Annotated in this window: 19 protein-coding genes and 1 tRNA gene; 11 read left to right on the forward strand and 9 right to left on the reverse strand. The window is 47.5% G+C overall.

The genetic code is table 11. From position 1 onward, the window contains the following. Positions 1 to 2: 2 nt before the first annotated feature. Positions 3 to 875: a nucleotidyl transferase AbiEii/AbiGii toxin family protein gene (locus H608_RS0118735; RefSeq protein ID WP_028789026.1), complete on the reverse strand. Its 873-nt coding sequence runs from the start codon at positions 873 to 875 to the stop codon at positions 3 to 5. After that, positions 872 to 1,510, reverse strand: a complete 639-nt coding sequence (locus H608_RS0118740; protein ID WP_028789027.1) for a type IV toxin-antitoxin system AbiEi family antitoxin domain-containing protein — start codon at positions 1,508 to 1,510, stop codon at positions 872 to 874. Before H608_RS0118740 ends, H608_RS0118735 begins: the two co-directional genes overlap by 4 nt. 346 nt (positions 1,511 to 1,856) lie before the next feature. Here H608_RS0118740 and H608_RS0118745 point away from each other — a divergent pair, with 346 nt between their 5' ends. After that, positions 1,857 to 2,252 (forward strand): hypothetical protein, encoded by a 396-nt coding sequence (locus H608_RS0118745; protein WP_155990254.1) that lies wholly within the window; start codon positions 1,857 to 1,859, stop codon positions 2,250 to 2,252. A gap of 3 nt (positions 2,253 to 2,255) precedes the next feature. Here the strand turns inward: H608_RS0118745 and H608_RS0118750 are convergent, their stop codons facing one another. The 6 genes from H608_RS0118750 to H608_RS0118785 form a co-directional block, all read right to left on the reverse strand. After that, complete coding sequence (locus H608_RS0118750) at positions 2,256 to 3,509, reverse strand: protein NO VEIN domain-containing protein (RefSeq protein ID WP_028789029.1); 1,254 nt, start codon at positions 3,507 to 3,509, stop codon at positions 2,256 to 2,258. A gap of 125 nt (positions 3,510 to 3,634) precedes the next feature. Then, entirely contained in the window at positions 3,635 to 3,949 is a 315-nt protein-coding gene (locus H608_RS0118755; RefSeq protein ID WP_028789030.1) for a hypothetical protein, read from the reverse strand. Between the two features lie 503 nt (positions 3,950 to 4,452). After that, positions 4,453 to 5,682: a Shedu immune nuclease family protein gene (locus tag H608_RS0118765; protein ID WP_028789032.1), complete on the reverse strand. Its 1,230-nt coding sequence runs from the start codon at positions 5,680 to 5,682 to the stop codon at positions 4,453 to 4,455. Between the two features lie 34 nt (positions 5,683 to 5,716). After that, on the reverse strand, positions 5,717 to 6,643 hold the full coding sequence (locus H608_RS0118770; RefSeq protein WP_155990256.1) for a DUF5677 domain-containing protein: 927 nt from the start codon (positions 6,641 to 6,643) through the stop codon (positions 5,717 to 5,719). 59 nt (positions 6,644 to 6,702) lie between these two features. Beyond that, positions 6,703 to 7,002, reverse strand: coding sequence for a hypothetical protein (locus tag H608_RS0118775; RefSeq protein WP_028789034.1), 300 nt, complete (start codon positions 7,000 to 7,002; stop codon positions 6,703 to 6,705). A 703-nt stretch (positions 7,003 to 7,705) separates the two neighbouring features. Continuing rightward, a tRNA-Arg gene (locus H608_RS0118785) sits at positions 7,706 to 7,780 on the reverse strand. Positions 7,781 to 7,938: 158 nt separating this feature from the next. Here H608_RS0118785 and H608_RS0118790 point away from each other — a divergent pair. Both H608_RS0118790 and H608_RS0118795 read left to right on the forward strand, forming a co-directional pair. Then, positions 7,939 to 8,454: a DinB family protein gene (locus H608_RS0118790; RefSeq protein WP_051268483.1), complete on the forward strand. Its 516-nt coding sequence runs from the start codon at positions 7,939 to 7,941 to the stop codon at positions 8,452 to 8,454. Between the two features lie 221 nt (positions 8,455 to 8,675). Further along, a complete protein-coding gene (locus tag H608_RS0118795) occupies positions 8,676 to 9,725 on the forward strand; it encodes a nucleoid-associated protein (RefSeq protein ID WP_028789037.1) in 1,050 nt (349 codons plus the stop codon). Here the strand turns inward: H608_RS0118795 and H608_RS0118800 are convergent. Beyond that, positions 9,707 to 10,102 (reverse strand): response regulator, encoded by a 396-nt coding sequence (locus tag H608_RS0118800; RefSeq protein ID WP_038009115.1) that lies wholly within the window; start codon positions 10,100 to 10,102, stop codon positions 9,707 to 9,709. The two genes, H608_RS0118795 and H608_RS0118800, sit on opposite strands and share 19 nt — an antisense overlap. 186 nt (positions 10,103 to 10,288) lie before the next feature. On the opposite strand from H608_RS0118800, the gene H608_RS0118805 reads away from it, so the two are divergent. The 8 genes from H608_RS0118805 to metH all read left to right on the forward strand — a co-directional run bounded on the left by H608_RS0118805 (position 10,289) and on the right by metH (position 23,707). Next, a complete protein-coding gene (locus H608_RS0118805) occupies positions 10,289 to 10,939 on the forward strand; it encodes a tetratricopeptide repeat protein (RefSeq protein ID WP_028789039.1) in 651 nt (216 codons plus the stop codon). Positions 10,940 to 11,117: 178 nt separating this feature from the next. Then, a complete protein-coding gene (locus H608_RS0118810) occupies positions 11,118 to 13,016 on the forward strand; it encodes a beta-N-acetylhexosaminidase (protein WP_028789040.1) in 1,899 nt (632 codons plus the stop codon). 6 nt (positions 13,017 to 13,022) lie between these two features. Then, positions 13,023 to 13,997 carry a helix-turn-helix transcriptional regulator gene (locus H608_RS0118815; protein ID WP_028789041.1) on the forward strand — a complete coding sequence of 325 codons (975 nt, stop codon included), beginning with the start codon at positions 13,023 to 13,025 and terminating at the stop codon, positions 13,995 to 13,997. Between the two features lie 130 nt (positions 13,998 to 14,127). Further along, positions 14,128 to 17,280 (forward strand): ATP-dependent helicase, encoded by a 3,153-nt coding sequence (locus H608_RS0118820; protein WP_028789042.1) that lies wholly within the window; start codon positions 14,128 to 14,130, stop codon positions 17,278 to 17,280. A 269-nt stretch (positions 17,281 to 17,549) separates the two neighbouring features. Beyond that, on the forward strand, positions 17,550 to 19,076 hold the full coding sequence (locus H608_RS23020) for an Ig-like domain-containing domain (protein ID WP_071836981.1): 1,527 nt from the start codon (positions 17,550 to 17,552) through the stop codon (positions 19,074 to 19,076). Positions 19,077 to 19,100: 24 nt separating this feature from the next. Beyond that, positions 19,101 to 19,721 carry a recombination mediator RecR gene (gene recR, locus H608_RS0118830; RefSeq protein ID WP_028789043.1) on the forward strand — a complete coding sequence of 207 codons (621 nt, stop codon included), beginning with the start codon at positions 19,101 to 19,103 and terminating at the stop codon, positions 19,719 to 19,721. Between the two features lie 291 nt (positions 19,722 to 20,012). Then, positions 20,013 to 21,011: a homocysteine S-methyltransferase family protein gene (locus tag H608_RS0118835; RefSeq protein ID WP_028789044.1), complete on the forward strand. Its 999-nt coding sequence runs from the start codon at positions 20,013 to 20,015 to the stop codon at positions 21,009 to 21,011. A 5-nt stretch (positions 21,012 to 21,016) separates the two neighbouring features. Further along, positions 21,017 to 23,707: a methionine synthase gene (gene metH, locus H608_RS0118840; protein WP_028789045.1), complete on the forward strand. Its 2,691-nt coding sequence runs from the start codon at positions 21,017 to 21,019 to the stop codon at positions 23,705 to 23,707. The last annotated feature ends 44 nt before the right edge of the window (positions 23,708 to 23,751 follow it).

A 23,751-nucleotide genomic window follows, 5' to 3' on the forward strand; every position in this document is an offset into this window, starting at 1 on the left:
CACTATTCATTAAAAGATACGCGCTGCGTGAAGTTGATTTTTCTAACGAGGTCATGGAAATATTCAGGCGACCAAATCTCCATCACCTTCTCATCCCGGATAAAAGGCCGCACATCCGCTTTGATACTATCAAAAGATACTGCATCGATTTTTTCATCGAGCAACTGTATCACATTTGCTTCAGCAATCATCGGTGCCGGCCAGTCGCCGCTGTCGTAAGCCCTTGACCCCAGATGCACCAAATTCAGCGGAACTGCTTTGCGGATATACCATTCCATGTCAAACCAATCTCTTCCCTTCACTCTTCCTTTCCATTTCCTGAATAGAAGGGCGTGCATTTTCCCTGCGAACAAATCCGGCAGTGTGAAGCATTTCACATAAAATGAGAAAGGCTTCAGCAAGAGTTTTTCCTCTGTTGTGAAATCGAGCGGTGGCCGGGTGTCCACTTCGATCTTTATTTTAATGGCCGGACGCATCTTCACCGATTCCTGCGGCATAATTTCCTTAATCACCAATTCTTTCCAGGTCGTGTCCGCCTTCAGGAAAGCCGAATCTACTTTCGTTTCCTTTGTTTTATTTTTTTCCTCGATGCTGACAGTCACCCCGAGTGCATTGAACTCTGTTTCGATTCCACGCAGATAGGGTTCCAGTGAAAAATCACCATTTATTGCGAGCAAAGAAAAATCCAGGTCTTCCGAAAAACGGGGAAGCCCGTGAAAGATGCGAAGTGCTGTGCCACCATAGAAGGCGGCTTTCTCAAAAAAGCCACTACGCTGTAACCCTGCCAGCGCAATTTCCTGCATAATCTCCCGCAAAGCCTGCTCAGCATCCCCTTGTGTTGCGGGCTTATATTCTTCTAACCATTCCTTTATCATAGTGTTTGAAGGGTTTTTACCAGCATGGCCAGGCTTTTACCCTTTGGAGCATCCTTCACCCAGCTACTGATCATTTTTATATCCAGTTCTTTCAATCTCATCGTGTCTATCCGGAAATCTTCGACGAGTATTTCCTTCGTCTGTTTCACGCTCCTGAGGATCACCCCCCGTGTCAATACGATTTTATCGCATACCGCTTTTTCTGCACCCGCCATCAGGACGGTCTGCATTCGGGTGAGCGATACCTGCTGTATGCCGAAAGCGTAATACGGAAGTGCCAGGCGCGTGTAAATGAACCGTCCGATTGCCGTCCTTACCTTTTTTGACGGGTTCGTTGTCACGGAAGTGATTTCATAGACCCGTTCAGGGATCAGCCCCCAGTGCTGGAGGGCAGAATCCAGCGATATATAGCTCGGGCCGTAGAGGTGATTGGCGATCAGGAACAATTCCGGTACTGGCAGCTTCAACTTCGGTCCCGGTACATACAGCCCTCTTTTTACCTGCACCAAGAAGCCCTGCTTTACCAGTTCATCAATTTTGTCGTGCGGCCGCTTGTATCCCTTGAGCACCTCCATCAGGAGTTGCCCTGATAGCGGTTGCCCTATATACGCTTCTATTGCAGTTCTGAAGTCCATATTGTTAAATATACTATCGTTATTCGGATAATCTCCGAATTGGTTATATTAATATAACAATATTATGTAAAATAGTCGTAAATAATTCGGAATTTTCCCGAATTGATGTGTAAATATTTACAAAAGATTGTGCAACAGAGTCTGAAGAGGAAAATTTCAAATACGAAGGCCTTATCGATACGCCCGGCGCAGCCATCGGCACATAGAGCGGATACTCGCGATAGAGTCTGAAAACTCTAATTAGGAATGGCCCGAATATAAAGGGGAGCCTACAGATACAAACAAGTCGTGATTAAGGCGGCAGTCCTCCATTCGTTTTTGCTGTTCCAATTGGTTAAATTTGGAGATGCTTGACACCACCCAACTTCGTCATGGTAACTGGCTATACGATGCACAGCATGGCTGCTATTGTATAGTGAGTGAAGTCAACCGAGGGATGTTGAAGGTTAAGCGTTACCCGGCTCTTCTGTATGAACCTGATCTGCTAAAACTGCGTGGTATTGTTATCATCCGGGACAACCTGAGCCTTGCAAAGTTTGAACCCGGCAAAGGGAATTTTCATGAACGTACAGTCAGCGACAAGCACCTGGTAATTGCTCCTCTGGAGAATGAAACTTATGGATGGTGGGTAAACGAAGAATTTGTAAAAGAAATACACTACATGCACGAACTCCAAAATGCTTTTGAAGAAAATACCGGCCAGTTACTTGAATTAAATATGTACGGTGCAAAACATTTATAAGCATTACGGGGTTTCTTTTTTCAGTGATGCTTTGTAAACAACAGGTGACAGATGCACTCCGCTTTCATTTTCCTTAAAAGGATTACGGATCGCCCATATTCCCGGCCTTGTATTTAAAATATCTGACACATAATAGATGTAATAATTTTTGCAACTTAACGCCGTTGTTCTTTCAAACTCTGTAAGGAAAAAATCAATTTTATCAGTCGAAGGGCGGGTTGTTGTTTTTACTTCAATCTGTACAGAAGTACCGTCCAATTCAACGGAATTAATATCATACCCGAAACTATCCGTATGCTCAGAGACCCATTCAAGCCGTGCGAGCAACTCCGGATAGCACTTTAACCTTCTTCGTTCCCATTCCATCACGATCTGTTCTCCACGGGTCCCTACAGCCGTATCACGAATGGTCTTCTGCGCATAATTTTTTTTCGGTTTTACTTTAGACGAAGCTGCTGTATATACTTTCTCTACCTCCTTGAAAGACGGATCAATTTCATCCGTGCTAAATACCGGCAATATCTCCCCCAATTCAGGAAAGCGGGGGACTTTATTCTCTTCGTTCTTCTTTACTCCTTTCTTCTCAAAATCATAATAGGCATTGAGTTCCCGGTTAATAAAGATGGCAAACTGTGTCAGATTCCAATGTTTCATAATATCATCTGCATTTTTCCAGCGGATAAGCCTCTGTTGTTGTAAGATGGGTGCTTCCTTATAACTGCTGCCATCATCAAGACTGAAATATTTGAGGATATCGTTTAGATAATCATCAGCGTAAATACTGAGATATATTTCAGGGTAGTAAGTTGCCAGTATTTTCCCTTTAAACTTATTGGCAATCCTATTGGCTGCAATGGCATTGAAGTCTTTTTTTGCACCAGCCTCAAGAAGATTTTGTATGAAAACTATTACTTTCCTATAAGCTTCTTCCACCGTGTCGCCATATTTTTTAGTCTTCCTGTAACGTACTTCCTTATCCTCACCGTGTGTTCCATACCAAACGCCATATTGAAAGCAGGGGCTACCCGCTATCCTTCCGAAATCCGACAATTCCTTTTCCATCCAATAACAAAATGTCGGGTGTTGATTTATCCTGAATTTGCCATAGATATATTCATCTATCGGCAGTTTTCCTAAGCCGGATACTGGATAGGTAGTTTGGAAAGTCCTGAGCCTTCTATGTATATCTGCTACAACAGCTTCATCAAAATCTTTCACAAATACTTGCTGTTTTGCCCGGAGTTGTTCAAGTTTCATGGTTATAAAAAATTGTTGGTAATAATTACCAAGTGATTTTCCCTGATGCATGATCAATAGATCGGGCACGAATTGCACCCTGGGAAGTTGTATAAAGCTTGCCTTCCCGTTTTCCTGATGGCCCTTCAGATAAATAATTTAGCAACACCGTTGAGAGTGATTTTATTCCCGTCTAAAACCGATGGCTTTAGCGCATAACTAATGCCATCATGATGGTACTGGACGCTTAGATAGATAATGCCGTCAATGCCTTCTGTCCTGAAGACGATGTCGGAATACGCACTCGCCAGCGTATAAATATTTTGATCCTCAACGGCCGATTGAGCATACCTGTCAGCAATAAAATAGAAAAAAAGGCGAAGCCGCTCGATTTCGTCAGCAGGTTGACGACTGATCACCTCATCAAAATCGTTTTCAAATAAAGACATATACCTGGCCATCGTTCCTTTATTACCAGGATTAAAATAACCACCATTTCCAGATCATCCTGAACAACCCAGTCACCTACTGTCACAGGAGCGTTGTATTGTACGGTATTCTTTTATCAAGAGCATGCATCAATTCAATGAAGGATTTCCATTCAAATTTGGATGCATAAAATACTGATTGCTGTGGAAGATTACATCGCCCATATTGGCGGATCTGCAAGGCCGGTGGATGTTTCAACTCGTCTATGTGACCAAACAGATCAACGTCCTCGTTTAGCCTGCAACGATAGATAAGGCTTCCCTTCTTAAAAGTTACCTTAAAATGCCGTATGCCTGAAAACTGCATCAAAGCCGGACGAACCTGTTGCGACGCATCCGTTTGCCGGAGGTCAATAGCCTGAATCGTTCTTATACAGTCCTGAACGCTGTCATAAAATAAGTTCATACCGCCATCCTTTTAATAGATACAATTCAAATAATCAAAACAATGGCACAGGGTTTACACTCCCAAACCGTTAAGATTTCTTTATCTGTTCAATGGTGGACTTTAGTCGTTGCAGGAGATTGTCATAAGTAATAATATCAACCACATTCTTATATTTCCGTTTTACGACTTCAAAGTCCAGTTTTTGTTCCTCGCTCAGATTATTCTCACGGCCCATGATAATGATGCCGCCCGGATTCGTAATGCGGATGCTTAACCCCTGCGGGAGCTCGTCTTTATATTTCTCTGTCAGCTTTTCCTCTCCCTCAACTCCCCACCGGTTAAGATAATAGATATATTTTTCTATCTGCATGATCGTACCGGATAGTTCACGAAGCGGAATATAATTATTGCGATAAACAGCTTCCGTGATAATACTTTTGCCGAACGGACGCTTTATTTCAACAATATCTGTATGCCCGCTGGAATCCACCAGTATATAATCCATAAATCTTTCATTCATGTTACGGCCCCGCACCGGTACTTCGCGGAAAACAGCAATATACTTAGGATAGATCAGTAGCAAAATCTGTAAAATCTCCTCCTGCCATTGCTTTTCCGAATAAGCATCTTCATCCTTCAGCATCTGCTGCAATTTTTCCAGGATCGTTTCGTATTTGACAAGCTCACTGTCACGAAACATACGCTTCAGGTCGCTTCCTTTTTTGCTCACCCTCTTATTCATGTACCGGTTATACTTTGCTTCCGCATCTTTCAGACTGCCCACGTATTCTCTGAGAATAGCTGTCACCCTTGCCTGCACATACTTCTTGCGTTCATAGCTGTTCGGAAAACTGGCTAACAGGTTAGTAAAGCCTTCCAACGGCACAGCTTCCTGGTGATCACCCCCGATATAAATGTCTTTAGTCATAATGGAGGCAAGCGTGGCAAATATGGATATGTCTGAATCTGTCACAAAATCTTCGACTTCCATTTCAACGGATTCATGAAAAAAAATATCAAAGCCGTCAATGAGTATGCCCTTTTTTATTTTGAAGTAACCGCCCTTTAGTTTAGCAAAAGAAAAATGGACCGGTTCATTTTCAAAATCGAAATCATCATCGAACCGAACACCACCATTTTCTTCAAGCTCTTCCGGTGCGGGAGGTGTAAACACATCTTTTGACGTAAAATGAAAGGTCTTTTTCAGGGTAATCTCACCCCGGGCTTCCAGTTCACTCTTTGCCCAATTTTCCGTACCGCCTCTTTCCTGCGTGTACGTGCATATCATTTTGTCCCCAGACCTCCAGAATTTAATCATGCAAATTCATTTAAATGATCTATACAAAAAAGAATCACAACACCTGGATCAACTCCTTAGTATTAAATAAAAGATATTGATCCCTGATCGTGGCGTACCAGTTTACAAAATCCGATTTCCTGGTAGGAATGCGGTTATCAATATATACCTGAAAAACTTTGATACAAAGAGACAGGGAGTACTTCACTATTTCCTGAACATCTTTAATGTAACGGAGCTGCACAATTTCCACTCCGCCTGCCTGATCCGAGGTAACCTTCCCAAGAAATATATCAGATCCGTGCACGGCTCCCGACCATTTTCGATACAGGAGTTCATACATCGTTTGCTGCCTGAGATGGATCGCAAGTTCCCTGATGTTCTGCGGTCCATTGAAAAAACGGTACCATATCGGGTTTTTTACTTTATTGCTTTTTAGTTGCAGGAATTCGTTGTGTGCATTACTGAATTCAGGCAGCAGTAAAACTTTCTCTTTGTCCTGAATGGCTTTATGCAAAATGATAGCGGGATTTATGCTATAGCCTGATAACATTTTCTCATCATCCAGTATCTTCTTGAATGCCTGACCTTCGGGCGTTGCACTATTCATTTTCTTCAATGTCTTTATCTCGTTTAGTGTCTCGACATACAAAAAAGCCATCGCTTTGTCATGCGTATTGCCATCAAAGAGATACTGGATGCCAAAGAACGTCTCCAATGCACCCCGAACCAATAGTTTGGAGGTATCGCCGCAGGAATTGCGGGAGAGAATGGAAATTGAATCAATCAGGTCAAGAAAATGACGGAAAAGCATAGTAGGGGCAATATTCTCAGGACCATTAGTAACGGGTGATTTATCCCAGTCAATTACATGCGAGCCAAAATTGACAAACTCATTCAGCAAATCTGAAAAAGCGTTCAGCGTCGGGATAATATCGGCAGGTATTTCACGGGGAATAATCTCTTTTACTGGCAGGGTCATATTTTTGGGTTTAAGTATACTTATTTCTTCCAATTATGCGGCAAACTTGCCCACTTAACTCATGAAGCAGCTGAGGCCTCCTGTCTGGTCCTGATCTTTTCGATGGCAAGCATGACCGGGCGGTGCAAGTCCATTATAATCTGGCCGTCACCCATTGTAAAATTGACTTTATTACCTGCCTTGTAATAATAATCATGATGTCTTCCATAAAGCCTGACCAGCACTTCATCATGCAGATGAACCCAGTAACGGATAGTGTCATCTTCTGGTGGAAATTCTTTAATGGTAGCCGTATAAAAACAATTCCCGGTCAGGTAATCAACATTACCTATCTGAAATACGATCGTGTATTCTTTCATATAATAGTAGTTTAATCAGTTATCGAAAGGTTCTTTGTAAAAACTCGTTAATGTCTTTAATAAAATATAAGTTTTTTGCAGCTTATTTCCAAAGGAAACATCACCTTATCCTGTCATTTTGAACAATATATAGCTATTTATATTTTGGGACTATTCGATTGCAGGGTTCTGTTTACATTTATCCTAAAGAGATACTATGACTGATCAGTTTACAGGGATCAAAGGTGGGGTGCTTATTATTGGCTCACTGCTAATGGCAGACGATCTGGATGAGCCCGGTGACGAGGTTGGTAAGAATTGGCGGTCTGGCCACTTGCTGGAAAAGCAGGGAATCCAGGTAATAGCGCCCATTCGGTATGGCCGACAATCCAGTAAAGGTGAAATAACAATGGTCTTTCCCATTATGCCAAGGTCAGGCCGGGTAGTGCCTGGGTGCTCCCATTTTCACAGGATACAATGGAAGATAAAGCCCGGCTAATTAATGAAATTCAGGCAATGTCAACAGCCGAAGGAATGCGTGGCCGGTATATTTCGACCAGACCGAATGGTGAAGAAAGGGAAGCCTGGTCAACCATAGGATTAATTCTGAATAATCACCGCATTCAGCCAACGAAACGAAAAAAGCTATTGACCTGGTGGCAAGGGAAAGGGTTTCAACGAAATAAAAAACCGGAAAAACGGTTCAAAAACACGTCTTTCCGATTGGTAGCCCCGACAGGAATCGAACCTGTATCTGGAGTTTAGGAAACTCTTATTCTATCCATTGAACTACGGGGCCATGCCTGCCAGCCTCATAGCCGGGCAGGGCGGCAAAAATAGCTTTTCCCGCCCGCATTTTTTTCCAATTTTTCTTTTTTCCTGCTGACATACCGCTGTCACTAACCGGTCGGATTTTTACATTGTCATCCGATTTATACAGCTTTAAAACAATACGTTATGTCAACTTCCACAACCGCGAAACCAGCCATCACCAACGAGTTCCTCAGCTCCGCCCAGCTCCTCGAAGATTGGCAGGGCCATCGCCGCCTCACCCGCCGGGTGATCGAAGCTTTTCCTGAAAAAGAGTTTTTTACTTATTCCATCGGCGGCATGCGCCCCTTCGCCGAGATGGTGCTCGAGTTTCAGCGCATGGCCGAGCCCGGGGTCCGCGGTATCGCCACCCGCGAGTGGCTGTCCGCAGATCAGTTGCCTCATCTTGCTAACCAGGCTCCTGCCACCACCAAGGCCGAAGTGCTTGCCCGCTGGGATGCCGCCACCGAGGCCATCAACGAAGTGTGGCCCACCATCCCCGAAGGCCGCTGGCAGGAAGAAGACGTTGCCTTCGGTATGTACCCCGGCCATTTTTACGATTTCATCCTGTATTTTATCGACAACGAGATCCACCACCGCGGCCAGGCTTATGTGTACCTCCGCAGCCTGGGCATCGAGCCACCGGCGTTCTGGGAGAGATAGTAAGGTAAAAAGGCTTAAGGCGTAGGGCAGTAAGTAATAAGTAGTAAGTAATAAGTAAACAGCCGTTCACTATTCACTTATTGACCGATTGACTTATTGCCCACCGCTTTTTGTCACGCAAAGCTGCATAAGGAGCAAAGCCGCAAAGAACAGCCATTCACGATTGACGATTCACGATTGCCGAAGCGCCGTTATCTTCGCGCCACTTAAATTCCAAAAAGATGACCGGCATCGATGATGTGAAATTACAACAGGTGATCGTGCACCAGGTAGGCAATCCCACCCGCGGTGAAGAGTTGCGCCTCTCCGCCAACCCACTCACCATCGACGACGAGATCGTAGGTAAACTCCTCACAAAGTATTTCCTCGGGTCTTTCAATGCCAATGAGCTGTTTCATTTCACCCACCTCAGCGATATCGCACTCAATGAAGTGTATACTTACGTCAGCCGCATTTTTGAAGACCGATCCACTTTCCAGGAACAGTCCAACCTGCTCGCTAATTTTCTTTATAATAAGAGCACACACGTGAAAGTGAAACAAGGCGAGTTGTATATCGCCCTGATGGAAGAGGTCCCTTTCGAAGACGATACGGTTTCCGCCATCGGCATTTTCAAATCTGAAACAAAAGAGACCTTTCTCAAGATTGCGCCGCAAGGCAACGACGATTGGAACCTCACACACGAAGAAGGTATTAATATCAATAAACTCGATAAAGGCTGCCTCATCTTCCGCACCGAAACCGCCGACGGATTCCGTTGCTGCGTACTCGATGCCACCAATAAACAAGGCGACGCACAGTATTGGGTGAATGATTTTCTGCAGGTTCAACCTTTGGCCGACAGCTACCACCAGACCGACAAGTACCTCAGCCTTTGCAAGAATTTTATCACCAACGATTACGCGGATAAGTTTGAAGTGTCCAAAACCGATCAGGCCGAGATGCTCAACCGCTCCATCGAGTATTTCAAGACACACGAACAGTTCAGCCTGAAAGAGTTTACCGAAGAAGTGATTCATCACGAAGAAGTGGTGAATACTTTTATGGATTATAAGAAAAATTTCGAGGCTTCACGCCAGTTCGAGATAGAAGATGAGTTTGATATTCACGGTGCGGCGGTTAAAAAACAGCAGAAGGTGTTTAAGACGGTGCTGAAACTCGACCGCAATTTCCATATTTATATTCATGGCCGCCGCGACCTCATCGAAAGAGGCGTGGATGAAATGACCGGCCGCAAGTATTACAAGATTTTTTACGAGGAAGAAACCTGATCCGTCTCGGGCTCCATGCCTTTTTTCAGTTTGCCGGTCAGCACATCAAGGTCAAAAGGTTTTTCAATAAAGTCGTCGGCTCCCGCTTCTTTGCAGGATTCACCGGCATCGGCATGGCCAGACATCATTATTATATATAGTCCGGCATTGGTTTCGTCTGCGCGCAGGCGGCGGCATACGTCACGGCCGTCCGTATTTCCCAGTAACATATCCAGTAATAACACGCGGGGTGCATAGTCCCGGAGGAGCTGGTCGAGTCCGGCAGGTGAGGTAGTGGTTTGCACAGTCATCCCGGCAAACTGCAGCACGGTTTCGGTCATGGTGCAGATATCCGGATCATCGTCCAGCAATACAATATCAATGGCTTGGCGGTTCATCTTCGGTAAAAAAAGCAGGACGACGGGGCGTCAAGATACAGGTTTATCGTTTAGCCACCATCCGTACTGCTACGGATTGATAAACGCATTTGGCAGCAATGGCCGTGCCACAGTGTCAAATCCCGGTGTAAAAACAGCTCTCCGCAAGGCTGCAAACCTTATCTTTGCAGCCCTTAACACTTTGACATGAAATTTTATAATCAACTGATAAAATACCGCCTCTGGATCGGCATCGCTTTGCTGGTGCTGGGTGGTTATGTGAATTATATCGCCGGTTTCTGGCCCGCCTTCTTCCTTTACCTCGTAGGCGTGATCCTGATCCTCGGTCATTTTTTCTTCGGGCCCCTGCGCCTGATCCAGGAGTATATGGAAGCCGGTGATATGGACGGTGCGGAAAAAGTGCTCAATTCCATCCAGTTCCCCAACCTGCTTTATAAGCCCATCCGTTCCGTTTATTTCACCCTCAAGGGCAATATCGCCATGATGAAGCAGGACTTCGACGGCGCGGAAAAGATGATGAAAAAAGGCCTCGATCTGGGTATGCCCATGAAAGAAGCCGAAGGCGCCAGCTTATTGCAGATGGGTATGCTGTCCATGCAGAAAAACGATCTCCGCCAGGCAGAAAGTTATATCCGCTCCGCCATCCGCAAAGGCCTGCCCGACAAAGAAAACGAAGCAGCCGCTTACCTGCAGATGTGCAGCCTGATGATGAACAAACGCGAATTCCGCGCGGCCAAGGATTTTTTCCGCAAAGCCAAAGCGCTGAAGCCCACTACACCGCAGATCGTTGATCAGATCAAACAGATCGAGAAATACATTACCCGCATCCCGGGGTAACGTGAATGGTGAATCGTCAATCGTGAATGGGGCGCCTGTTAATAGTCAATGAACATTCTGGAAGGGAATGGCTGCACTGCCTGAAGGCTCCGCCGGCTGTTTCATTTTCACACTTCCACATTTACATATTTATACATTAAAAGCTGGCGGCACGCCAGCTTTTTTTATCTTGCCATATATGAAATCAATCTTCTCAGCTCTTGTAGCGTGTTTCCTGGCTGTGCAGGTTTTTGCGCAGTCTTCCGTATTGCCGGTTATTCCCGTGCCCGTTTCCTATACTTATGGAAATGGACAATACACGCTGCCCGCTTCCATCACCATCCTCACACCCGCTGATACGTTGATCGCCAAAACCGGCGAGCGGCTGGCCGCTCAATTGCGGACTATTGCGGGCCGCAACGTGAAAGTGCTGGCAACCGATCAAAGAGCTTCGGGAGATTTTGTTTTCGTAATCGATAAAAGAATTCCCAAAGAAGGTTACCGCCTGCAGATCGAACCACGTGGTGTGCGCATCACGGGCGGTGGCCCTGCCGGTATTTTCTATGGCGTGCAAACCATGCTGCAGTTGTTTCCCGCCAGCATCGTCAGCAAAACCGCTCCTGTAGCAGAACAATGGATGCTGCCTTCCGTTACGGTGGAAGATTATCCGCGCTTCGCCTGGCGCGGTATGATGCTCGACGTGGCAAGGCATTTTTTTACCAAACAACAGGTAAAGGATTTTATCGACCAGATGGTACAGTTTAAGTTCAACACGCTGCACCTTCACCTGGTAGACGACCAGGGATGGCGCCTCGAAATAAAAAGTTTACCCAAACTCACCGAGGTAGGCGCCTGGCGCGCCAACCGCGTTGGCCGCTGGGGCGATTTTACCAAACCCACTCCCGACGAACCCAAAACTTACGGCGGGTATTATACACAGGACGATATCCGCGAGTTACTCGCGTATGCACGCGAACGTTTTGTGACCATCATTCCCGAGATCGATATTCCCGGGCATAGCCTCGCGGCGGTTGCCTCTTATCCGGAACTCACCTGCACCACCGACAGCACTTACCAGGTAAATGCCGGCGAGCGGTTTATGATCTGGCCCGGCAACGGTACGTTCTACGGCACACTCGATAATACATTGTGCCCCGCCAATGAAAAAGTATACGAGTTCCTCGATAAAGTATTTACCGAAGTAGCGGCCTTGTTTCCTGCGGAATACATTCACATGGGTGGCGACGAATGCTACAAAGGTTTCTGGGAAAAGAGCAAGGCCGTGAGCGACCTGATGAAGCGCGAGAAATTAAAAGACATGCACGAAGTGCAAAGCTATTTTGTAAAACGCGTGGGCAAGATCATTGCTTCCAAAGGCAAAAAAATGATGGGTTGGGATGAGATCATGGAAGGCGGACTGGCACCCGGCGCAGCCGTAATGAGCTGGCGCGGCATGAAAGGTGGCACCGAAGCCGCCACGGCCAAACACCAGGTGGTGATGTCGCCCAACGAGTTTGCCTACCACGATCTTTACCAGGGCGATCCGATTGCGGAACCGCCGACCTACTCAAAAGTATTGCTCAATAAGGCTTATGAGTTTGATCCCGTGCCTCCCGGCGTGGACCCGCAATACATTTTAGGCGGACAATGTAATCTCTGGAGCGAACGCCTCTGGACCGTCCGCCATATGCAGTACATGCTGTGGCCGCGCGGGCTGGCAACAGCCGAATCCGTATGGTCGCCAAAAGAAAAGAAAGACTGGACCGGTTTTATCGGTCGCGTGGAAAATCAAATGAAAAGATTTGATGAAGCCGAAGTGAATTATTCGCGCAGCATGTACGATCCGGCTTTTATCGCCAAAAAAGATGCGAAAGGGGAACTCAGCATTGAAATGACGACGCAGATAGCCGGACTCACCATTCATTATAGTTTCGATGAATTTTTCCCGGATCGTTTTTATCCGGCGTATACAAAACCATTGAGCGTGCCGAAGGATGCCGCCAACCTGAAAGTGGTGACGTATCGTGGTAAGGAACAAGTGGGCAAGATCATCAACATGCCTGTAGCCGAGCTGCGCAAACGCGCCGGTATTAAATAAATTCTTATGAATCGCATTGATCGTGTTACCGCCATACTGATCCAGTTGCAATCACGCAAAGTGGTGAAGGCACAGGATATTGCCGATCGCTTCGGCATTAGTCTGCGCACGGTTTACCGCGATATCAAAACATTGGAAGAAGCCGGCATTCCGTTATACGGAGAAGCGGGCATCGGCTATTCGATCATGGATGGCTACCGTTTGCCGCCGGTGATGTTTACCAAAGAAGAAGCCACGGCCTTTCTCACAGCCGAAAAGCTGATCGAGAAAATGACGGACGCTTCTACCGACGAAAGTTATAAATCCGCGATGTACAAAGTGCGCGCAGTACTTCGCTCAACGGAAAAAGATTTCCTGGAAACGCTCGATAACCAGATACAGGTTTTTAAAAGAAGCCGTAAAAGCCTCGAGGATAAACCACCTGCCCTGCAAACGATCCTGAAAGGTATCGCCGGCAAACAGGTATTGCGGATCAATTATTTTGCGCAGCACAACCAGCAAAAAAGCGAACGTGAAGTGGAGCCGCTGGGTATCTTTTACCTGGAAAATTTCTGGCACCTCATCGGCTGGTGCCGCCTTCGCAAAGCTTACCGCGATTTTCGCGTAGACCGCATTTCTTCCATTCGCCTGAGCGAAGAAGTTTTTAAAAAAGATCATCCGAGCCTGGAAGAGTATATCGAAGAAAGAAAAAAAGACAAGCACGAACTCGTAAGCGTGGTGCTGATGGTTGAAAAAGATATTTGTCACTGGCTCGACGAACAGAAGTATTTCAGCGGCTTTATTTCACAACACGAAACAGCGGAGGGCATGGAAATGCATTTCCTTACCTCCAGCATCGAAGGCTTCGCCTGCTGGTTCATGATGTTCGGAGAGCGTGCGCGCATTATTGAACCCGAAGCCTTACGTGAGCGCGTGGTGGAAATGGCGGAAAGCGTGTTGAGGAAGGTAGGGGGTAATACAGTGCTAAGTAATAAGTATTAAGTTATAAGTAATTTCTTTGCTCCCTTATGGAGCTTCAGTTATCACGCAAAGGCGCTAAGTAATTAAGGCGCAATTGACGATTCACGATTGACTATTCACGACGGACCACGAACTTTTCAACTTTAGAAGAATGTCATTCCAAAAAGAACAAGCGGAGATTTTTTTTAACGAGCAATATCAACGGCTGAATGAACAGCAGCGCAAAGCCGTGGACACCATCGAAGGACCGGTGATGGTGATCGCAGGTCCGGGTACGGGCAAGACGCAGATCCTCGCAACGCGCATCGGGAAAATATTATTGCAAACGGACGCAGGCCCCGAAAACATTCTTTGCCTTACCTATACCGAGGCAGGCGTGGTAGCCATGCGCAAACGCCTGCAGCAATTCATCGGCCCCGATGCTTACCGCGTCAACATTTATACCTTCCACGCTTTTTGCAACGATATCATCCAGGAAAATCTATCGCTTTTTGAAAAGACCTCCCTCGATCCTATCTCCGATCTGGAAAAGATTCAGCTCTTCAAAGAACTGATCGATAGTTTCCCCAAAAATCATCCGCTCAAACGTTATCGCGGCGATGTATATTTTGAAGTAAACAACCTGCAATCACTCTTCAGTACCATGAAGCGCGAAGGCTGGACACCCGCTTATATCAGTCAGAAAATCGACGAGTATTTAACCGATCTTCCCACGCGCGATGCTTATATCGCCAAACGCAAAACCGGCAACTTTCAGAAAGGCGATGTACGCTGGGATAAAATAGAAGAAGAAAAGGAAAAAAAAGAAAAGCTGCGCGCTGCCGTCAATGAATTTGACCGCTTCCAGGAACTCATGCGCCGCCGCAACCGCTACGATTTCGACGACATGATCAACTGGGTGATCAAAGCCTTTGAAGGAAATAAAGGACTGCTGTCTACTTACCAGGAAAAGTTTCAATACATCCTGGTCGATGAATACCAGGATACCAGTGGTACGCAAAACCGCCTGGTGGAACTGCTGATCAGTTTCTGGGAAAAGCCCAACGTATTCGTAGTGGGCGATGACGACCAAAGCATCTACCGTTTCCAGGGTGCCAACGTGGAGAATATGCTCGACTTTGCGCATCAGTACCGCAATGACCTGATGACGGTGATCCTCACCAACAATTATCGTTCTACACAACCCATTCTCGATATTTCAAAAGCGCTGATCGATCGCAACGAAGAACGGTTGGTGCGTAAGATCGAAGGGCTGAGTAAAGAATTGCTTTCATCCAATCCCGCACACGCCGGGCTCTTGAATCAGCCGGTACTCCGCGAATATGAAACGCAACGCGCCGAAATGATCGGCATTACCACGCAGGTACAGCAATGGCTGGATGAAGGCGTGGCTCCCGGACGTATCAGTATCATTTACCGGGAAAATAAATACGGAGAAGAACTCGCCACCTATTTTAAGTTGCTGGGTATGCCCGTGTACAGCAAGCGGCACGTAAATATTCTGCATCTGCCGTTCGGACAAAAGATCGTATTGCTGTTGAAATATCTTGCGGCCGAACACGACACACCTTACGGCGGCGATGAGATGTTGTTTGAATTATTGCATTTCGACTGGTTCCATATTTCTCCGATAGAAATCGCCAAGCTGAGCATGGAAGTAGCAGAAAGACGTTTTGGGGAAAACCGTACGTCGATGCGGCAATTGCTGGCCGAGCGCGCCAATGCGCCTGCTCGCGACCTGTTCAGCGCCGGTCCTCATGAAGCTTTCAGCAATGTGTCAAAGATTTTAGAGCAGCTCATTGCCGATGTGCCGAATGTGACCCTGCAGAATTTGTTTGAACGCATCATCCGCACAACCGGTTTGCTGCAGCACGTAATGAACAGCGAAGAAAAACATTGGCTGTTGCAGATACTGACGGCATTTTTTGATTTTGTAAAAGAAGAAACACGCCGCGCACCCACACTCAACCTCGAGCAATTGGTACAACTCATTTCCCTGATGGAAAAAGAAGGCATAGCGCTCTCGCTGGTACAGGTTAGCGGCAACGATAAAGGCGTCAACCTGCTTACTTCACACGGTTCGAAAGGACTGGAATACGAGTACGTGATCATTGCCGGCTGTAATGCTGCCTTCTGGGAAAAGAAACGCAAGCCCGGCGGCGGTTACAGCCTGCCGGACACCATGTTCAGCTCGCAGCCGGTATCCAGTGATGAAGAAGAATTGCGCCGTTTATTTTATGTGGCACTGACCCGGGCCGAGCGGCATTTATATATATCCTACAGCCGTTTCCGTACGGATGGCAAAGAACTCGAACCATCGATGTTTATTGCGGAAATACTCGACCGCCATTTATTGCCGGTAGAAAAAATAATCCTCGATACCGAAGTAGAAGATCGTTTTGCGGCCCTGCCTTTCGGCGAAACACTGCGGCCGGAGATTGCGCACATGGAAGAGGCTTTCATCGAACGTTTGCTGGAAAAATTTGTGATGAACGTTACGGCATTGAGCAATTACCTCAAATGTCCGCTCGAGTTTTATTACCGCAACCTGGTACGTATTCCCTCACCAAAAAACGAAGCCACCGAATTTGGTTCATCGGTGCACCACGCGCTGGAACAATTGTTCCGCAAAATGCTGGACGATGCCGACAAGCAATTTCCCTCCAAAGAAACCTTTATCGCCGACTTCGATTGGTACATGTACCGCCACCGCGAAAGTTTTACGCGCGAAGAATTTGAGCGGAGAATGGAATACGGTCATGAAGTGCTGGCCAATTATTACGATACCTATATCAACCGTTTCAACCGCATCGTGGCCATCGAACGGAATATCCGCAATGTGGTAGTGGAAGGCGTGCCGTTGAAAGGGAAACTGGATAAGCTGGAATTTGATGGCAAGTCGGTAAACGTGGTCGATTATAAAACCGGCGATCCCGAAAAAGCGCTGGCCAAACTCAAAGGTCCGTCGGACAAAGAGCCGCATGGCGGCGATTATTGGCGCCAGGCGGTGTTCTATAAACTGCTGGTGGATCATTACGAGAAAAAAGACTGGAAAGTGGTGAGCAGCGAGTTCGACTTCATTGAACCGGACAAGAAGAAAAACTACCGCAAGGAAAAAGTGATCATCACACCGGAGGACACGGCGGCCGTTTTACAGCAAATCCGCGAAACCTGGGATAAAATTCAGGCCAAAGACTTTTATACCGGTTGCGGAAAACAGGATTGTCATTGGTGCAACTTTGTGAAGACCAACGAACTGGCGGTGGCGATGCATGAGCAGGAAGAGGATAACCTGGAAAGCTGAGGATTATAGCGCCTCCGTTGGTCTCCCGACCAACGGCAATGCAAGGACTTCTGATTCGGGCACCCTCTTGTTGGTCGGGAGACCAACAAGGGCGAGAGGGCTGTTGGCCGGGATGCCAGTGCAAGAATCTGAACACGCATTATCTCCCGGGCGATTAACAAAGAAATGTTAAACATTGCCGCTTCTGATTGCTTCTTCGCGCCAGGTTCTGTTTTATGACAAACCCTGCAAGCCATTTGCCCCAAACAAACTAAGTTTGCAAACTCATTATGCGTCTGGTCCGAATCATATCCCCGCTCACCATCTTACTGCTGATACTGGCTGCTTTTGCCGGCAGCCCCGGTTGTGCCAATATCATTCCTCCTGAAGGTGGTCCGCGTGACAGCCTCGCACCGAGGGCAATTGCTGTCCGCCCGGCGGACTCTACCCGCAACTTCAGTGAGCGTCGCATCACCTTCAACTTCGACGAATACGTAGAAGTGCAAAATGCCCAGCAGAACCTGGTGGTATCGCCTCTCCCCAAGAACATGCCGATCGTAGAGGCCAAGCTCAAAACAGTTACCGTCAGGATCCGCGATACGCTGGAACCCAATACCACCTATGCCCTCAACTTCACCAAAGTGATCAAGGACGTGAATGAAGGCAACGAGGTAAAAGATTTCATTTACGTATTCAGTACCGGCCCAACCATCGATTCGCTTGAATTGTCAGGCCTGGTAGTGCTCGCCGAAAACGAGAAGGCAGACAGCACGCTCACCGTTATGCTGCACACCAGCAATGTTGATTCGGCGGTGATCAAAGAGCGTCCGCGTTATATTGCCCGCCTCGACGCTGAGGGGCATTTCCATTTCCGGTTCCTGGCCCCCGGCACTTACTATCTCTATGCAATGAAAGATGAAGGCGGCGCTTACCGGTATATGAAGCGTTCGCAATTATTTGCCTTTGCAGATTCTGCTGTCAAGCTGGACGGGACACCCCATGTTCCGGTAAAACTTTACGCTTATTCGATTCCCGAGCCACCCAAGCCCGCGAGCAGTCAGACCAATACAAGAAAAGACAACAACGACCGCCGTTTGCGTTACCAGAACAATATCGGCGCCTCGCATGATCTGCTGAATGATGTGGTGTTTACCTTCGAAACACCCCTTAAAAGATTCGATTCCTCCAAAGTCCGCTTCACCACCGATACCTTGTTTACGCCTGTTACATCCGGTTATCGCTGGGAAATGGATAGCACGTCTACCAAACTCACGTTTAAATATCCCTGGCAGGAAAATACATCGTATGCTTTCCTGTTCGACAAAGATTTTGCCACGGATACATTGGGCAAAGAATTGTTGAAAGCGGATACCATCAGGTTCGTTACCAAAAGAAAGATCGATTATGGCGAACTGCGGCTGCGTTTCCGCAACCTGGATATGAGCAGCAACCCTTTGTTATTGTTTATCCAGAACAACGAAACGAAAAAGGCGGTGCCGCTTACGAGTGAGAACTTCTATGATCCCTTGTTCATTCCCGGTGAATATGATCTGCGCATTGTAAACGACCGTAATAAAAATGGCAAATGGGATCCGGGCGATTTCTTCAACGGGCGCCGTCAGCCGGAAAAAGTGATTCCGCTGAGCCGCATGATCAATGTAAAAGCCAATTGGGAAAACGAGGTGGAGATTGATGTCCGCCAGGCTTCACAACCCGGGCAGGGCCAGACGCCCGGAGGACGCAGACCTGCCGGTTCCACGCCGGGTGGTCAGCCGCGCCCCCAGCGAACCATAACCGACGCGCCGCTTCAGCGATAAGCCACGTGTCCGTATCTTTGTACTATGCAGTTTTCTTCTTCATTATTGGAAAATGCCGTGACTGAATTTGCCAAACTTCCGGGTATTGGCAAAAAGACCGCATTACGATTGGTGTTGCATTTGCTGCGCCAGGAGGTGGGGGAGGTGGAGCATTTTAGCGAAGTAGTGGCGCGGATGCGCAGGGAGATCAAATTTTGTAATCGTTGCTTCAATGTAGCTGATGGCGATATCTGCAGCATTTGTGCCAACAGCATGCGCCGCCAGGATCTCATCTGCGTGGTGGAAACCATCCGCGATGTGATCGCCATTGAGAGCACCCAGCAATACAACGGATTGTACCATGTACTCGGCGGCATCATTTCCCCGCTGGACGGCATCGGCCCCGATCAACTCACGATCGAGGCACTGGTGAACCGCATCCAGAAAGAAGCGACATCCGAATTGATCTTCGCGCTCAATCCGAATATCCAGGGCGACACCACCATCTATTACATCCAGAAAAAAATTCAGGCCTTCCCGGTGCAGGTTACCACTATTGCCCGCGGCATCGCCTTCGGCGGCGAACTCGAATATGCCGACGAAATGACCCTCGCCCGCAGCCTGCAGAACCGCCTGCCGGTGGAGAGGTATGTAGCGGGGAGATGATTGGCTAATTTGAAGATTTGAAAATTTGGCAATTTAATTCAAGAAATACCGGAATTGACAACGGGATAACGCACTTCCTCCCTCATCTTCAAATTATCAAATCTTCAAATTTTCAAATTGTATTCGATACCTTTGCCCCATACAGGCGGATTTGTTTATTGTTCGGCCTTTAAACGGAACTAATAAACGTAGTAAACTCCTCAAAAAGTTTCCAAGCGTTTACGGTTCTGTATGCAGGCCTTTCCCCCGGAAATGCTGATCCTCTGTGCAAACTAATTAAAACATAACGTCATGAATATCAGAGAAGAACTGGGTCGCAGGATCCTGGTGATCGACGGTGCAATGGGAACCATGATCCAGCGGTATAAGCTCCAGGAAGCCGACTACCGCGGAGAACGTTTCAAAGACTGGCATTCGGATGTCAAAGGCAACAACGACCTCCTTTGCCTTACCCAGCCGCAGATCATTACCGAAATCCATCGTCAATACCTCGACGCAGGTGCTGATATTATCGAGACCAATACCTTCTCCAGCACCTCCATTGCCATGGCCGATTACGACATGCAGTCGCTGGCCTATGAGCTGAATGTGGCCGCTGCAAAATGCGCACGCGAAGCCGTTAAGCAATCAGGCAAACAAGCCTGGGTAGCCGGCGCTATCGGTCCGCTTAACAAAACACTTTCGCTTTCTCCCGATGTAAACAATCCCGGCTTCCGGGCCGTTACTTTCGACGAAGTAGTGGAGGCTTACTATGAGCAGGTGAAAGGACTGGTAGATGGCGGCGTCGACATTCTCCTTATCGAAACGATCTTCGATACGCTCAACGCCAAAGGAGCCATTTTTGCCATCAAAAAATATTTCCGCGATGTAGCTGCGGAGCCATTGCCCATCATGATCAGCGGTACCATCACCGATGCATCGGGCCGCACGCTCAGTGGCCAGACGCTGGAAGCTTTTTATACATCCGTTGCACATGCACGTCCGCTGAGTGTCGGACTCAATTGTGCGCTCGGGGCAAAAGAAATGCGTCCCCATATCGCCGAGTTATCACAACTCGCTTCCTGTTTTGTATCGGCTTATCCCAATGCAGGTCTTCCCAACGCCATGGGCGAATACGATGAAGACCCACAGGATACCGGTCATTACCTCGAAGACTGGGCACGCGAAGGTTATGTAAACATCGTGGGCGGCTGCTGCGGCACCACACCAGATCATATCAGGCACATTGCGGAACATGTAAAGCATGTTAATCCGCGACCACTGCCCGTTGTAGAAAAAGAACTTGTTTAACGTTTATGAGTGAAGTGAATAGCATTAAACCATATTTGCGGCTGTCCGGACTGGAACCGCTGATCGTACGTCCGGAAACGAACTTTGTCAATATCGGTGAGCGTACCAACGTTACCGGTTCCAAGAAATTTGCGCGGCTGATCCGCGAAAACAAATACGAAGAAGCATTGAGCGTAGCCCGCCAGCAGGTCGAAAGCGGCGCACAGGTGATAGACGTCAACATGGACGATGCGCTGCTCGACGGCGTGCAGGCCATGACCACCTTCATCAACCTGCTGCAAAGCGAACCCGATATTTCACGTGTGCCATTGATGATCGACAGCTCCAAATTCGAAATCATCGAAGCCGGATTGAAATGCGTGCAGGGCAAGTGCATCGTTAACTCTATTTCACTCAAAGAAGGCGAACAGAAATTCATTGAACAGGCCGTCATTTGCCAGAGCTATGGCGCGGCCGTGATTGTAATGGCCTTTGATGAAAAAGGACAGGCCGATACCGAAGACCGCAAAGTGGAAATCTGTCACCGCGCTTACAAAATCCTTACGGAGCAGGTTGGTTTCGATGGTCAGGATATCATTTTCGACCCCAACATTTTTGCCGTAGCTACCGGTCTGGAAGAACACAACAACTACGGCGTTGATTTCATCCAGGCTACACGCCGCATCAAAGAACTGATGCCGCTGGCCGGTATCAGCGGAGGTGTCAGTAACCTCTCCTTCTCTTTTCGCGGCAACGAACCCGTGCGTGAAGCCATGCACTCCGTGTTTCTCTACTACGCCATCAAAGCGGGTATGAACATGGGGATCGTGAACGCAGGCCAATTAGTCGTATACGATGAAATAGAACCGCAACTCCGCCAGCTCTGCGAAGACGTGATCCTCAACCGCAACAATGAGAACAACGAGGCTACGGAAAAACTCATCGCGTTTGCAGAAACCGTAAAAGCGACCGATAAAACAGAAAAGAAAAACGATGCATGGCGCAGTACTTCCGTGGAAGAACGCCTCAAACATGCATTGGTAAATGGCATTACCGATTACATCGATGAAGATACCGAAGAAGCACGTCAGCAATATGCCAAACCACTTGAAGTGATCGAAGGTCCGCTGATGGCGGGCATGGGTGTGGTGGGTGATTTGTTTGGTGCGGGAAAAATGTTTTTACCCCAGGTGGTAAAGTCTGCGCGCGTGATGAAAAAGTCCGTGGCCTGGCTCACGCCTTTTATCGAAGAAGAAAAAAGGAACAATGCATCGTCCACTACCGGCAACGTAAAAAAGATCCTGCTGGCAACAGTGAAAGGCGATGTGCATGATATCGGTAAAAACATCGTAGGTGTGGTGTTGGGTTGCAATGGCTATGATATCATCGACCTGGGAGTAATGGTGCCTACGGATAAAATACTTGACACGGCCCAAAAGGAAAATGTGGACATCATCGGACTGAGTGGACTGATCACGCCCTCACTGGATGAGATGGTGAACGTGGCGCATGAAATGAAACGCCGCGGAATGGATCAGCCTTTGTTGATCGGTGGTGCGACTACTTCGCGTATGCATACGGCCGTTAAGATTGCACCGCAATATGAAAAGGGAGTGGTGCACGTACTCGATGCAAGCCGCAGCGTGACGGTAGCCGGTTCTTTGTTAGGTGAACAGCGCGGTAACTTCCTCAGCAAAGTACAGGAAGAATATGTTCGTCTCCAATACGATTTCGCCAATAAAAAAGTAGTAAAAGACTACCTGTCGTTTGCCGATGCACAAGCCAACAAGGTGAAAGTAGATTGGGATTCGTATACACCGCCGGCGCCATCATTCACCGGAACAAAAGTATTTGTGAACTACGATCTCGCCGAGCTGCGTGAATACATCGACTGGAAACCCTTTTTCATTTCATGGGAGCTGCACGGAAGCTTTCCGCAGATCCTCGAAGATGCGAAAGTGGGTGTGGAAGCTACCAAGTTGTACAATGATGCCAATGCATTGCTGGATCAGATCGTGAAGGAGAAATGGCTGACTGCGCAAGGTGTGATCGGTTTCTGGCCTGCGAGCCGTGTGGCCGCGGATACGGTAAATGTTCACCGCGATGGCAGTGAACTCGAACTGCAATTCCTGCGTCAGCAGATCAAGAAAGCCGCGGACCAACCCAATCTTTCACTGGCAGACTTTATCGCGCCCGCGGAAGCTGGCAAAGAAGATTATATCGGTGCTTTCTCTGTAACCATCCAGGGAATCGAGCAACATATCAAACGCTTTGAAGCCGCGCTTGACGATTACAACAAAATCATGTTACAGGCATTAGCCGATCGTTTTGCGGAGGCTTTTGCAGAATGTCTGCATGCACGTACGCGGAAAGAATTCTGGGCTTATGTAAAAGACGAGCAGCTCAGCAACGAAGAACTGATCAAAGAAAAATACCAGGGCATTCGTCCCGCGCCGGGTTATCCCGCCTGCCCGGATCATACGGAGAAATACAAATTATTTGAATTGCTGGGAGGGGAAGAAGCAACGGGAATTCATCTCACCGAATCGCTGGCGATGTATCCTGCTTCTTCTGTTTGCGGCTGGTACTTCAGTCATCCGCAAAGCCAGTATTTTGGCGTTGGAAAAATTCAGCAGGATCAATTCAAAGATTATCTCCAGCGTAAGAAAATGCCGGAAGAGGAATTGCAGCGGTGGCTGAGGCCGGTGATGGAATGAGTCAATAAGTCAATAAGTGAATAGGTGAATGAGTGAATGTTTTT

The sequence above is a fragment of the Terrimonas ferruginea DSM 30193 genome, from assembly GCF_000425585.1.
Lineage (GTDB): Bacteria > Bacteroidota > Bacteroidia > Chitinophagales > Chitinophagaceae > Terrimonas > Terrimonas ferruginea.

Excerpts from the sequence above, each read along its gene's own strand:
- H608_RS0118735 (WP_028789026.1), bottom strand. The coding sequence starts at position 875 with ATGATAAAGGAATGGTTAGAAGAATATAAGCCCGCAACACAAGGGGAT.
- H608_RS0118740 (WP_028789027.1), bottom strand. The coding sequence starts at position 1,510 with ATGGACTTCAGAACTGCAATAGAAGCGTATATAGGGCAACCGCTATCA.
- H608_RS0118745 (WP_155990254.1), top strand. The coding sequence starts at position 1,857 with ATGCTTGACACCACCCAACTTCGTCATGGTAACTGGCTATACGATGCA.
- H608_RS0118750 (WP_028789029.1), bottom strand. The coding sequence starts at position 3,509 with ATGAAACTTGAACAACTCCGGGCAAAACAGCAAGTATTTGTGAAAGAT.
- H608_RS0118755 (WP_028789030.1), bottom strand. The coding sequence starts at position 3,949 with ATGGCCAGGTATATGTCTTTATTTGAAAACGATTTTGATGAGGTGATC.
- H608_RS0118765 (WP_028789032.1), bottom strand. The coding sequence starts at position 5,682 with ATGATTAAATTCTGGAGGTCTGGGGACAAAATGATATGCACGTACACG.
- H608_RS0118770 (WP_155990256.1), bottom strand. The coding sequence starts at position 6,643 with ATGACCCTGCCAGTAAAAGAGATTATTCCCCGTGAAATACCTGCCGAT.
- H608_RS0118775 (WP_028789034.1), bottom strand. The coding sequence starts at position 7,002 with ATGAAAGAATACACGATCGTATTTCAGATAGGTAATGTTGATTACCTG.
- H608_RS0118790 (WP_051268483.1), top strand. The coding sequence starts at position 7,939 with ATGTCAACTTCCACAACCGCGAAACCAGCCATCACCAACGAGTTCCTC.
- H608_RS0118795 (WP_028789037.1), top strand. The coding sequence starts at position 8,676 with ATGACCGGCATCGATGATGTGAAATTACAACAGGTGATCGTGCACCAG.
- H608_RS0118800 (WP_038009115.1), bottom strand. The coding sequence starts at position 10,102 with ATGAACCGCCAAGCCATTGATATTGTATTGCTGGACGATGATCCGGAT.
- H608_RS0118805 (WP_028789039.1), top strand. The coding sequence starts at position 10,289 with ATGAAATTTTATAATCAACTGATAAAATACCGCCTCTGGATCGGCATC.
- H608_RS0118810 (WP_028789040.1), top strand. The coding sequence starts at position 11,118 with ATGAAATCAATCTTCTCAGCTCTTGTAGCGTGTTTCCTGGCTGTGCAG.
- H608_RS0118815 (WP_028789041.1), top strand. The coding sequence starts at position 13,023 with ATGAATCGCATTGATCGTGTTACCGCCATACTGATCCAGTTGCAATCA.
- H608_RS0118820 (WP_028789042.1), top strand. The coding sequence starts at position 14,128 with ATGTCATTCCAAAAAGAACAAGCGGAGATTTTTTTTAACGAGCAATAT.
- H608_RS23020 (WP_071836981.1), top strand. The coding sequence starts at position 17,550 with ATGCGTCTGGTCCGAATCATATCCCCGCTCACCATCTTACTGCTGATA.
- recR (WP_028789043.1), top strand. The coding sequence starts at position 19,101 with ATGCAGTTTTCTTCTTCATTATTGGAAAATGCCGTGACTGAATTTGCC.
- H608_RS0118835 (WP_028789044.1), top strand. The coding sequence starts at position 20,013 with ATGAATATCAGAGAAGAACTGGGTCGCAGGATCCTGGTGATCGACGGT.
- metH (WP_028789045.1), top strand. The coding sequence starts at position 21,017 with ATGAGTGAAGTGAATAGCATTAAACCATATTTGCGGCTGTCCGGACTG.